This window comes from Enterococcus sp. SMC-9 (assembly GCF_021011285.1).
In the GTDB taxonomy this organism is placed as follows: domain Bacteria; phylum Bacillota; class Bacilli; order Lactobacillales; family Enterococcaceae; genus Enterococcus_C; species Enterococcus_C montenegrensis.
The window spans coordinates 264,567-276,369 of the sequence record NZ_JAILYE010000001.1 but is presented as its reverse complement, the minus strand read 5'-3'; the positions used below and the strand labels follow the sequence as shown (position 1 = coordinate 276,369).

At 35.5% G+C, this 11,803-nt stretch carries 12 protein-coding genes; 11 read left to right on the top strand and 1 reads right to left on the bottom strand.

The window, feature by feature from the left end; genetic code table 11:
• Window positions 1-38 precede the first annotated feature (38 nt).
• On the bottom strand, window positions 39-848 hold the full coding sequence (locus K4422_RS01445) for a DUF1189 domain-containing protein (RefSeq protein ID WP_230708767.1): 810 nt from the start codon (window positions 846-848) through the stop codon (window positions 39-41).
• Window positions 849-1,003: 155 nt separating this feature from the next.
• Here K4422_RS01445 and K4422_RS01440 point away from each other — a divergent pair, with 155 nt between their 5' ends.
• The 11 genes from K4422_RS01440 to K4422_RS01390 all read left to right on the top strand — a co-directional run bounded on the left by K4422_RS01440 (window position 1,004) and on the right by K4422_RS01390 (window position 11,739).
• Window positions 1,004-1,444, top strand: a complete 441-nt coding sequence (locus K4422_RS01440) for a GtrA family protein (protein WP_230708765.1) — start codon at window positions 1,004-1,006, stop codon at window positions 1,442-1,444.
• A 99-nt stretch (window positions 1,445-1,543) separates the two neighbouring features.
• On the top strand, window positions 1,544-2,149 hold the full coding sequence (locus tag K4422_RS01435; RefSeq protein WP_230708763.1) for a superoxide dismutase: 606 nt from the start codon (window positions 1,544-1,546) through the stop codon (window positions 2,147-2,149).
• Between the two features lie 64 nt (window positions 2,150-2,213).
• Window positions 2,214-2,693 carry a GNAT family N-acetyltransferase gene (locus K4422_RS01430; protein ID WP_230708762.1) on the top strand — a complete coding sequence of 160 codons (480 nt, stop codon included), beginning with the start codon at window positions 2,214-2,216 and terminating at the stop codon, window positions 2,691-2,693.
• 80 nt (window positions 2,694-2,773) lie between these two features.
• Entirely contained in the window at window positions 2,774-2,974 is a 201-nt protein-coding gene (locus K4422_RS01425; RefSeq protein ID WP_071863753.1) for a cold-shock protein, read from the top strand.
• Between the two features lie 100 nt (window positions 2,975-3,074).
• Window positions 3,075-3,473, top strand: coding sequence for a glycerol-3-phosphate cytidylyltransferase (gene tagD, locus K4422_RS01420; protein ID WP_230708761.1), 399 nt, complete (start codon window positions 3,075-3,077; stop codon window positions 3,471-3,473).
• 128 nt (window positions 3,474-3,601) lie between these two features.
• Window positions 3,602-4,657, top strand: a complete 1,056-nt coding sequence (locus tag K4422_RS01415; RefSeq protein ID WP_230708760.1) for an ABC transporter ATP-binding protein — start codon at window positions 3,602-3,604, stop codon at window positions 4,655-4,657.
• Window positions 4,658-4,699: 42 nt separating this feature from the next.
• A complete protein-coding gene (locus tag K4422_RS01410; RefSeq protein ID WP_230708758.1) occupies window positions 4,700-5,509 on the top strand; it encodes an ABC transporter permease in 810 nt (269 codons plus the stop codon).
• Between the two features lie 156 nt (window positions 5,510-5,665).
• Entirely contained in the window at window positions 5,666-6,781 is a 1,116-nt protein-coding gene (locus K4422_RS01405; RefSeq protein ID WP_206905524.1) for an LCP family glycopolymer transferase, read from the top strand.
• Between the two features lie 371 nt (window positions 6,782-7,152).
• Window positions 7,153-9,288: a penicillin-binding transpeptidase domain-containing protein gene (locus K4422_RS01400; protein WP_206905527.1), complete on the top strand. Its 2,136-nt coding sequence runs from the start codon at window positions 7,153-7,155 to the stop codon at window positions 9,286-9,288.
• 126 nt (window positions 9,289-9,414) lie between these two features.
• Window positions 9,415-9,696, top strand: coding sequence for an AAA family ATPase (locus tag K4422_RS01395; protein WP_230708756.1), 282 nt, complete (start codon window positions 9,415-9,417; stop codon window positions 9,694-9,696).
• A gap of 3 nt (window positions 9,697-9,699) precedes the next feature.
• Entirely contained in the window at window positions 9,700-11,739 is a 2,040-nt protein-coding gene (locus K4422_RS01390; protein WP_230708754.1) for a cation:proton antiporter, read from the top strand.
• The last annotated feature ends 64 nt before the right edge of the window (window positions 11,740-11,803 follow it).

Genomic DNA, 11,803 nt, shown 5'->3' with positions numbered 1-11,803 from the left:
TAACTTTTAGAGTCACTACATTGAAAGGCGTCTTTTATTTAATTTGATTTTTGTTCTTCTTGCGGGATTTTTTTAATGACTTGATTAAAGATAAATAAAGTTGCAATCAAAATGAACATGGTAGCATCGAAATTCATTGTCACAAAATGGATAATTGCAGTTAAGATCACAGGTAAAGTTGCAGCGAAAACTACAATTTTAAAATTCTCAAAGCTACTTAGTTTTAGCCGTCGCATTTTTGTTTGCAGTGTTGCACCAAGTGTTGCAAACAATAAGGTGACAAGTAAATTCACAACGCTAGGGTAAAGTGAAACTAAAAAAGCAATCAGATACATCCACCAAGGAATCTTAGTGCCTTGTAAATAATCTCGGATATGACTACCAGATAAAGAAGCAAGGGATGCTTCAGAATAAGGTATAACTATTTGATTGTCACCAAGTAGTGCAGAACTTGCGCCAGTACTTGGCATTGCTACAACTAAATCATCTTTTAAAAGACCGATACTAAGAAAGTTTCCCACCATATCTGTTGTAATATCTTTGGCAGTTCGTTTGCCTTGCGGATCAAAGGTGAAAATAATCGAATCAGTTTGGTAGATAAATCCTTTTTCTTTTGCATCCGCTGGTTGTAACTGGTTCTTTTCAATTGTAAAATCAGGTAGCTTAGCGGCAATTTTTTGGCCATCATGTTGAATATCGTGAAAAACACTGCTAACCTTATAGGCCAGAGGTAATGTAAGAATAGCGCCTAAGATAAAAATATAGCCAATCACTTTACCAAAGGCTAATTTTTTTGCTGCAAGTAACTCCCGAAACTGGAAAAAAGAACTTTTCATTAAGTGTAACATTCAGAGCAGGACTCCTTTTTATAAGTATTCAATCCATTCTATCGAAGGTCTGGGGCTTTTACAAGGAGAATTGATTAAATATCTTTGAAATTAGTAGTTTCTATTTTAGTTTTTGTTTATTCTTATATTCAGTAGAAAAATAAAGAGGTACTTAAATGAAATATTATTTGCAATTTAAAACGAAAATGAAGCGACGTCATTTATGGGAAGTTTTTATCTATTTATTTTTTGGCGGACTAGCTACTGTTGTAAATTTTGTTATCTATTTTTTTGCGCGTGATGCTTTTAACTTAAATTTATTTAATTCTAATTCAATTTCATGGTTAGCTGCTGTACTATTTGCTTTTGTAACAAATAAGTTATGGGTTTTTAAGTCAGAATCAGAAAACTTTTTTGAATTAATAATCGAGTTTGGTAAGTTCATTTTTTATCGCATTGTATCCTATGGACTTGACATGGGAATGATGTTTCTTTTCGTTGATAGCCTGGAAATCACCGATTTTTGGGCAAAACTAATAACGCAAGTTGTAGTTGTCATTGCTAACTATCTTTTTAGCAAATTGTTTATTTTTAAATCAAAAGATAAAGTGGTTTAAATGTTGCTCAAATTAATTAAATTGAGGCATATTTTTTGAATAATTGACTTTTCTCTGATAGTGTTTACATTGTAAATAACATTTAGGAGGATTTCGAAAATGGCTTATACTTTACCAGAATTACCTTACGCATATGACGCATTGGAACCTTATATTGACGTGGAAACAATGCACTTGCATCATGACAAACACCACAATACTTATGTGACAAATTTAAATGCGGCTTTAGAAAAATATCCAGAATTAGCAGAAAAAAGTGTGGAAGAATTGATTGCTTATATGGATGAAATTCCGGCTGATATTCGTACCGCAGTTCAAAATAATGGCGGTGGACATGCTAATCATACTTTCTTTTGGGAAATTATGGCCCCAAATGCTGGCGGGGCGCCAACGGGTTCTTTAAAGGATGCCATTGATGAAACTTTTGGCTCTTTTGAAGATTTTAAAAATGAATTTAAAACAGCCGCTACAGGACGTTTTGGTTCTGGTTGGGCGTGGTTAGTAGTAGATAATGGTAAATTGGCGATTATGTCAACAGCCAATCAAGACTCTCCTTTAATGGAAGGTAAGACACCAATTATCGGTTTAGATGTATGGGAACATGCTTATTATTTAAAATATAAAAATGTACGGCCAGATTACATTGCAGCTTTCTGGGAAGTTGTAAACTGGGACAAAGCAAACGAACACTTTGAAAAAGCATAGTAAGTAGTCTAAAATGTGATGAAGGGAAACTTTCATCACATTTTTTTATTTTGGAGGCGTTGAAGTGGAGAAAAAAAAGGTTGAAACACAAAATGATATCCAGGCTTTATATCCTGTCGTGGTCGAAATTTGGCAAGAATGGTTTACGCCGATAATTGGCGCAGAACAGGTTGATTTTATGTTGCATAACTATCAGTCAGAAAAAAATATTGCGGATGAAATTAAAAACGATGTGCACTATTTTGCATTAATACAGGAAAATGAAATAATTGGCTACACTGCCTATGAAATAAAAAATGAAGTTATTTATATCAGCAAACTTTACATCAAAAAGCAATTTCGCGGGCAAGGGTTAATGCGTCATATCTTTGATTGGTATGATAGCCTAAGTAAGGCACTAAACTTGAGGCAACAATTGCGGGTAAATCGGGATAACGCACAGTCTGTGGCAATCTATGAGCATCGGGGCTTTAAAATTGTTGCCACCAAAGACGATGAAATTGGTCAAGGCTTTATTATGAATGATTATATTTTGGAAAAATAAGATTTGCTACCGCTTCCAATTTTCGTTATAATTAAGTGACGGAATATCCGTTAATTATTTTTTTGGAGGCTACACAAAACATGGAACAAGGAAAAGTGAAATGGTTTAACAACGAAAAAGGGTTTGGCTTTATTACAACTGAAGGTGGCGATGATGTATTCGTACACTTTTCAGCAATTCAAGGGGATGGCTTTAAATCATTAGAAGAAGGCCAAGATGTTGAATTTACCATCGTTGAAGGCGCTCGCGGCCCACAAGCAGCGGAAGTAACTAAATTATAATTTAGTTTTTAACCGGATTTTGATCCGGTTTTTTTATTTGGTTGCCTTTTTAAAGCTTTTTTGCTATCTTCGTTATAAGAAAAAGAAACGAGGGAAAGACATGAAACGTGTTATTACTTATGGAACTTTTGACTTATTACATTATGGGCATATTAATTTATTGCGCCGTGCGAAAGAGCAAGGGGACTATTTAGTAGTTGCTTTGTCAACAGACGAATTTAACTGGGATGAAAAGCAAAAAAAATGTTATTTCAGTTATGAAAAACGCAAACAATTACTAGAGGCAATCCGTTATGTGGACTTGGTTATCCCAGAAGAAGGTTGGGATCAAAAATCAAGTGATATCAAATTGTATCACATTGATAAATTTGTGATGGGAGACGATTGGGCTGGTAAATTTGATTTTCTACAAGAAGAAACAGATGCAGAAGTTATTTACTTACCACGTACGCCAGAAGTTTCTACGACACAGATAAAAAATGATTTAAAACTAAAATAAACAAAAAAGTCGAGATTTTTCTCGACTTTTTCATATTTTTGTTCTATTTTATTAGAGGCAGTTTTGACCAACAACTAAAATATGGTATGATGTAGCGTGAACTATTTCAAGTCAATATCTGGTAAAGGATGAAGATTTTGGAAAATAATATTAAAGTAAGAAGCACTCTTGTCACCAAAGAGTACGATTTGTACAAAAAGAAATCCGATAAAGTAAAAGCGTTGTTCAAATTTTATCACCGAAATGTCCCACGCTTTTGGGCACTAAAAGGTGTCAGTTTTGAAGTGAAAGCCGGCGAGTCAGTAGGGATAATCGGGATAAATGGTTCAGGTAAGTCAACTTTATCCAATATCATTAGTGGAATTATTCCACCAACATCAGGCACGATGGAGGTAAATGGTGATACTTCTATTATTGCTATTGGTGCCGGTTTAAAGCCACAATTAACGGGTATTGAAAATATTCGCTTAAAAGCATTAATGAGTGGTCTGACTAATAAGGAAATCGATGCAAAGATGGAGGAAATTGTTGCTTTTGCCGACTTAGGTGATTTTGTAAATCAACCGGTAAAAAGTTATTCTAGTGGGATGAAGTCCCGGTTAGGTTTTGCGATTGCCGTTCATAATGACCCTGATATTCTTATTATTGATGAGGCTTTATCCGTGGGGGATGAAACTTTTTATCAAAAATGTGTCGATAAAATTATGGAATTTAAAGAACAAGGCAAGACTATTTTCTTTGTCAGCCACTCACTTCCTCAAGTGGAAAAACTTTGTGATAAGACAATTTGGATGCATTACGGTGATATGCGCGCGATAGGGCCAACAGATGAAGTAATGGCGGATTATCGGGAATTTATTAATTGGTTTAAGAAACTATCGAAAAAAGAACAAAAAGCATATCAAGACAAGTGCAAAGAAGAACAAAAATCGTTTAATCTGGATAAACTTGCAGATAATGCTAAAAGTGATCAACATTTGGCTGCCCAGCACTTGTCAGAAGTTCAGGTCAATAAGAATTTAAAACGAACGCCATTAGGTGATAAAATGACTGGAATAACGAAAGCTATTCTAATTGGTGCAATTACCGTAACCACTTTTTTTTCATTAGTATCTTTTAGTGGCCGTTCATTGACCCATGCTATTAAGCATCCCGTTGATACGATTGTACAAGTTTTTAAATAAGGATGGCTAATTTTAGTCGTTGTCATGTAAAGGAAGATTTTAGTGAAAGAAATTTGGTTGATAATTAAAGAACAATTTCAACATCTGGGCATGATTTTTCGGATGTCTCGCTATGAAGATAAAGCCACTTATCAAAGCCACTATTTGGGTCTTGCTTGGCAGATTTTAAATCCTGCGATTCAAGTGGGAATTTATTATTTGGTATTTGGGATTGGTATGAATGGGAATCGTAAAATTGACGGAGTTTCATTTTTTGTCTGGATGATGATGGGGATTACAGCGTGGTTTTATACGAACGCTTCAATTTTAGGGGCGTCTAATTCCATTCATCGTCAAGTAGGTATGGTAGCCAAAATGAAATTTCCGGTGAGTGTTTTACCAACAATTAATATTATTAGTAATCTATCCTCTTATTTTCCAATGCTTGCGATAGTAATCGGTGCGCTTTTGTTATCTGGCGTTGCGCCGACCATTTACTGGCTTCAGTATATATACTATTTTGTTTGTATGGTAGTATTCTTATTTGCCTTTGGTATTTTGAACTCAACAATTACGGTGTTAATTCGTGACTACCACATCTTTTTACAATCTGTTTTACGATTGTTGTTTTATGTTTCTGGTACTATTTGGGATATTAATAATCGTAATTTGCCAGTATGGTTAGTTAAAATTTTGAAATTAAACCCGATATACTATATTAATGACGGCATTCGGGATTCTTTTTTAAGCCGCGCTTGGTTTTGGGAAAAAGCCAATTATACGCTGATTTTTTGGGGAATAATTTTAATTTTATTAATCCTTGGCAGTCATCTGCATATGAAATTCAGAGCACGTTTTGTCGATTATATTTAGTACAAGGAGCGATCATTTTTGGTCGCTTCTTTTCATTTGTGTTGCAAAAATATTAAGTTTGAGTAATAAACGTAAACTTAGATTGCTGAAATAAAAGAAGTGTGGCAAAATTTATACGATATTCAACAAATGAAAAAGTTAACTAAGAGGTGTCCAATGCGTTTATATCAAAAAATTATTTTGGGAATTGTAGGTCTAATTACGGTTGCAGTTTTAGGCGCTACTGCTTATGGCATTAAAATGTATCACGATGCGAATAGTTCGTTTAATGCGATTGTTGAAAAAATTGATCGAAAAAATAGTCGCCACGTTTCAAAAGCTAATATCGATAATACGGAGCCGTTTTCAATTTTATTAATGGGAATTGATACGGGAGCTCTAGGACGAACAGAACAAGGGCGTTCTGATTCTATGATGGTAGTAACGGTGAATCCTGCAAAAAAACAATCAACGATTGTTAGTCTAGACCGTGATATCTATACGCAAATTGTTGGTTATGGTACGATGGATAAATTGAATCACGCCTATGCTTTTGGTGGTGTAGAGATGGCAATGGATTCTGTTGAGAATTTGTTAGATGTTCCATTAGATCATTACGTATCTATCAACATGCAGGGGTTAAGAGATTTAATTGATGCTGTTGGTGGTATAACAGTTGATAATAAAATTGATTTTACGTTAGAAGGAGTCCATGTTCCCAAGGGGAAAATTAAACTCAATGGTAAAACGGGTTTAGCTTATGCCAGAATGCGGAAACAAGATCCTCAAGGGGATATCGGACGACAAAAGCGACAACGTGAAGTTATTACTAAAATTGTCAATAAAGTAATGAGTCTTGATAGTGTCGCAAACTATCAAAAGATTTTAAAAGCGGTAGAAAAAAATACAAAAACAGATCTTTCTTGGGAAGATATGTTAGATATCGCCAATAACTATATTCCAGCCTTTAAAACAATCAAACAAGATCAACTCGAAGGTGAAGGACAAATGATCAATGGCATTTATTATCAAATGCTGGGTCTTAATCAAGTCCTGGAAATGCAAAATAAATTAAAAACGGAATTGAATTTACCGACAAGTGAAACTTTGCCAACTGGTGATGAATATACAAGCGGCTATGCTCAAGGACAATTTTACGATGATACAAACCAAACTGCAGAAGCTGATGGTTCTGTTCAAAATGTGACCGGAACAGAAAATTATGGTGATGGTAGCCAAGATGGAAGTAATACTGGTTATGATCAAAATTACGATGAGCAAGCGGCCTATTAATTAAACTTAAAGATAATGTGAAGGCAATCCTTTGAAATAGGATTGTCTTTTTTATGTGTAGAGCAATTAGTGGGGGTAGCAGTGATAGGCCTGCTTTGAAAATATAATTATTTTTACTTACCCACAATTTTATAAAAATAAAAGCTTACTAAAAGTAATGTTTCACGATTTATGAGAAATGATTTGATACTAAAGTCTGAAATTCATGTATTTTGTTTAGATAAAATTAAAAATATAATTATTCTTGTGGAACATTTTAAAAATACTTAGAAAACAAGCTTAAGGTTTTATTTATTTAGTGAATAAAACTGTATTATCAATGTTTTTTTGGTAAAATAAGACGGTACTGATGTTTTGGAAGGATTTGACACATGAAAGATCTTAAAAATAAATTAACACGAGCCCATATTGAAAAAAAATTAAAAGATGGACGAGCACCTTCAAAAACGGCGCCTCGTTCTCATGTTCCGTTTCGCTTGAATTTCCTTTTCTTTATTATTTTCGCATTGTTTATTGCTTTAATTGCGCAATTAGGTTATTTGCAAATTGTAAATGGCGATAATATTGCAACGCAACTAAAAGCCTCGTCGACAATTAAGATTAAAGGAAGTACACCACGGGGCATGATTTATGATGCAACGGGAAAACCATTGGTATCAAACGAAGCAAATCCTGCGATTACCTTTACCCGGGGTAATACTATGTCAGCTGAAGATTTACTAAAAATCGCCAATCGCTTAAATGAATTAATCGACGTTCCAATTGAAAAAACATTGCAAGAGCGCGATTTAAAAGATTATTGGCTGGCGAATCCTGAAAATCTAAAAAAAGCCAATAGTCGTTTGAGTGCAAGTCAAAAGTTGATCACCGATCAAAGTAAACGTTACGCCTTGTTAGTTGATAAAGTTTCGGATAAAGAAATTCAATTTGATACAAAACAAAAGAAAGCTGCGATGATTTTCAAAAAAATGAACAGTGCATCGGCACTAAATACTGTTTATATTAAAAATCGCGATGTTACTGATGAAGAACTTGCTATTGTAGCAGAACGGGCAAGTGAGTTATCTGGAGTTTCTACAGGTACGGATTGGAGCAGAGACTATGCTCAAAAAGGCTCGCTGCGCAGTATTTTAGGCAATGTATCAACTGAGACAACGGGGTTGCCAGCAGAAGATTTAGAGAAATATCTAGCAAAGGGCTATGCTAGAAATGACCGGGTTGGGACAAGCTTTTTAGAAAAGCAATACGAGGATGTTTTACAAGGAACAAAATCTCAATATGAAGTGATATTAGATCGACAAGGTAATATTTCTAGTCAAAAAGAAGTCTCGCCGGGAGCAAAAGGGGATAACTTAGTGTTGTCGCTAAATGCAGAATTTCAAAAACGGGTTGAGAATATTTTGAAAAAAAATTACCAAGGATTAATCGATGCTGGAAAAGCTGACTATTCACCGGGAGCCTATGCTGTGGCGATGGATCCCAATACCGGTGGTGTGTTGGCGATGGCGGGTTTCTTACACAAAGAAAAAAGTGATGATTTAGAAGAACATGCCCTAGGAACTGTGCAGTCAGCTTTTGTACCAGGGTCTGTTGTTAAAGCGGGAACGCTAACGGCAGGTTGGCAAAATGGTGTCTTAGATGGCAATGAAGTTTTGTATGATGAACCGATCAAAGTTAACGGTACCGAAATAAAGGCTTCTATTTACAATAAAGACGGCAGTGGCAGTCGTAATTTGTCTGCCCGTAAAGCATTGGAAATTTCCTCTAATGCTTATATGATGAAAGTGACCTTTAAATTACTGAATATGAATTATCAGTATAATGTTTCAATGCCTTTAATTGATAAACAGGTGAAAGCTTATGATGCGTTACGCAAAGCATTCTCAGAATATGGGATGGGCGTAAAAACAGGAATTGATATTCCCAATGAAGAAGATGGTATTTCTACACCAATTCGTTATTTGGATTCACAAAATAATGGTGGTAGTGTGCTAGATTTATCTTTTGGACAGTTTGATACGTATACGCCAATGCAACTTGCCCAATATGCAGCAACTGTTGCAAATGGCGGCAAAAGAATTCAACCTCATCTCGTGAGTGGTATTTATGGTAATGATACAAATGGTGGACTAGGTAACTTGAAAAAAGCCATTCAACCGAAAGTTTTAAATACAGTTAATCTTTCCAAAAACCAAATGGATATTATTCAAGGTGGTTTTTACGATGCCGTTCATGGCAACGATCCTTTTACTACGGCTACTGCCTTAGCTGGAGCAAAAATGACGGCCTCTGCTAAAACAGGTACCGCCGAAACGGCTGTTTATAAAGATGGCAAAAAAATTACTGATACCATTAATAGCAATATTGTGGCCTATGGTCCGTCTGATGATGCAAAAGTAGCAATCAGTGTCATGCTACCAAATTTAAAAAATGACGATGACCATGTCAATGTAACAACCGCTAAAGAAATTATGGATGCTTACTATGATCTTTACATGAACAACTAAAAAGTAAGGGGTGTGACAATTTTTGTCAGGCCTCTTATTTTTTGTTGCCTTATTTGTTGTTGTTACTTGTCAAGTACAGATGTTTGCGCTACTGTTAGGGAGACATTTTTAAAGGGAGTAAAAATCATGAGTAAAGACTTTGAAACACAGCTGAATTTATTACGAACAAAATATGGTAGTTTAACAATGGCAGAAAGACGGCGTATTTTGGAAAAAGTGCGACGTAAAAATCTTTTCAGCTATCGAAAATTGGAACGCTTAAAGCACGAACTCCTACGCTTAGAAGCAAAAAGAGCACAATTGGAGCTTGAAGAAGAACCAGGTGAGTTAACGGAGCTTGAACAAAAAATTGTGGCGCGCAAAGAAATCTTTTTAAAATTATTATGTGAATTTAAACAAAAGGAGTAAGGCATGGAATTAGTTGAATTAATTATTTTAATTGCTGTTGCAATTACTTTTTCAAATATTTTTGCCAAAATTATTCCCACCATTCCTATTTTTTTCATTCAAATATTTTTTGGAATTCTCGTTGGTTTATCGAGTTACGGTCGGACGTTAAATTTTAGGCCGGAAATCTTTCTGGTTTTAATTATTGCTCCGTTGCTATTTCGCGAAGGGGAGCACGCAGATTTGCCGGTAATTTTTAAAAACTTTGGTACCATCTTATCTTTGGCTTTTGGTGGTGTGTTGGTAACACTTGTGGCAGTAGGTTTTACATTGCATACATTGATGCCGACGATCCCTTTAGCTGCTTGTATGGCTTTTGGTGCTGCATTAGGACCTACAGATGCAGTAGCAGTCACTTCGATTACCAAATCGCTGAAAATTCCTGATCGCGTTATGCGGATATTAGAAGGCGAAGGACTTTTAAATGATGCTTCTGGCGTTACGGCTTTTCAATTTGCAACAGTTGCTCTTATTACGGGTAGTTTTTCATTGTGGCAAGGTTCTTGGCGTTTATTATTTGCCAGTGTCGGTGGGGCTTTAGTCGGGATGATAGTAGTCTGGGGAAAAAGAAAATTAATTCGCTTAATTGAACAACTATCCGCACAAGATGTTACGGCTTATCTACTCATTGAGCTATTGCTTCCTTTTGTAGCCTATGTTTTTTCTGAAATTATCGGTGTGTCGGGAATTATTGCGGCAGTTGTCGCTGGTGTTATGCAAGCTACTGGGCGTCAAAAAGTGACATTGTTTCAAGCAGAACTTGCTAATGTCTCTACTGCAACATGGAATACCATCGTATTTACCTTAAATGGTTTAGTCTTTATCTTTTTAGGAATTGAGATTTCGCAAGTTTTCTCACCAATCTGGGAAAGTGATGTCTATGCAAACTGGCTACTCCTTTTAGTTATTGTGGCAGTTACGGCGATTTTGTTTTTTATCCGTTTCATTTTTTTACTTCTTTTAAATCTTTTTAGTACCAAAAAAGGAAAAGCCAAAACGTGGCAGGAAATCTTACTTTTAACATTTGGTGGTGTGAAAGGAACCGTCAGTTTAGCTACAATTTTTATTTTGCCCACAAGTCTTCATGGTGAAATCTTTCCTGAACGTAGTGTTTTGCTGTTTTTGACAGCTGGTGTCATTTTATTAAGCCTCGTCATTAGTTTAGCTGTTTTACCGCAATTAGCTGATGGTGAAGCGGAGGTTCCCGTGGATGAAAAAGGATTAGCTATTTTAGCTGAAGTCAAAAAAGAATTACGGATAGACCAAAAAGAGACAACCTTAACCGAAAGTGAACAAATTGCCTTAAAAGCGGTTATCCAAAGTTATGAAAATCGCATGTGGGATACGTATACTGCCGCAATGACTGAAAGTGAACGTCAAGAAGTGCAAGAAATTCAAGCTTTGATTATTGGGATTGAGCGAGATGGATTAGATGAAAGTTTTCGCCGCCATGAAATTGACGTGAACACCTATCGCTTTTATTCGCGGTTTATTGCAAATTTCCAACATTCTGTAGGGCAACAAATTTTATCTTTTCTAGCGTTTTGGCTATTGGTTGTACGCCGAATTATTCGCGTAATTTTACATCCCAAATTATTTTTTGAACGAAGACAAACTACACCAAAACAAATGCAGCCAAATGACTTAAGTCAGATAAAAAAAGTTTATTTGCGTAATACTAAATTAATTAAGCAAAGCTTGACCAGTTTAGATGGTGTTTATGATGAAAAAATTATTGCTCATTTCTTGGAACAACGGCAAAATATGATGGGACGGCTAGAATTAAATGATTTTATGGCTGCGGTCATGATTCGCCAAGATCCAGCTTATATTAAAGAAATGCTACGGGGCTATTATTTAGAGCGAAAAGTAATTGATACATTTGAAACAGCAGGTACAATTACCACTTTTGCGGCAAATGAATACCGACGTAAAGTAAATTTATTAGAATCCTATGCGATGGGCCAGACGGGGAATTTACCCAAAATTCCTTTTTTTAGATGAATTTAAATTGAGCAGATAGGTATTTTGCCTACCTGCTTTTTTTTACAAATAATGGTACAATGTG

Excerpts from the sequence above, each read along its gene's own strand:
- K4422_RS01390 (WP_230708754.1), top strand. The coding sequence starts at position 9,700 with ATGGAATTAGTTGAATTAATTATTTTAATTGCTGTTGCAATTACTTTT.
- K4422_RS01415 (WP_230708760.1), top strand. The coding sequence starts at position 3,602 with ATGAAGATTTTGGAAAATAATATTAAAGTAAGAAGCACTCTTGTCACC.
- K4422_RS01425 (WP_071863753.1), top strand. The coding sequence starts at position 2,774 with ATGGAACAAGGAAAAGTGAAATGGTTTAACAACGAAAAAGGGTTTGGC.
- K4422_RS01435 (WP_230708763.1), top strand. The coding sequence starts at position 1,544 with ATGGCTTATACTTTACCAGAATTACCTTACGCATATGACGCATTGGAA.
- tagD (WP_230708761.1), top strand. The coding sequence starts at position 3,075 with ATGAAACGTGTTATTACTTATGGAACTTTTGACTTATTACATTATGGG.
- K4422_RS01405 (WP_206905524.1), top strand. The coding sequence starts at position 5,666 with ATGCGTTTATATCAAAAAATTATTTTGGGAATTGTAGGTCTAATTACG.
- K4422_RS01395 (WP_230708756.1), top strand. The coding sequence starts at position 9,415 with ATGAGTAAAGACTTTGAAACACAGCTGAATTTATTACGAACAAAATAT.
- K4422_RS01445 (WP_230708767.1), bottom strand. The coding sequence starts at position 848 with ATGTTACACTTAATGAAAAGTTCTTTTTTCCAGTTTCGGGAGTTACTT.
- K4422_RS01440 (WP_230708765.1), top strand. The coding sequence starts at position 1,004 with ATGAAATATTATTTGCAATTTAAAACGAAAATGAAGCGACGTCATTTA.
- K4422_RS01400 (WP_206905527.1), top strand. The coding sequence starts at position 7,153 with ATGAAAGATCTTAAAAATAAATTAACACGAGCCCATATTGAAAAAAAA.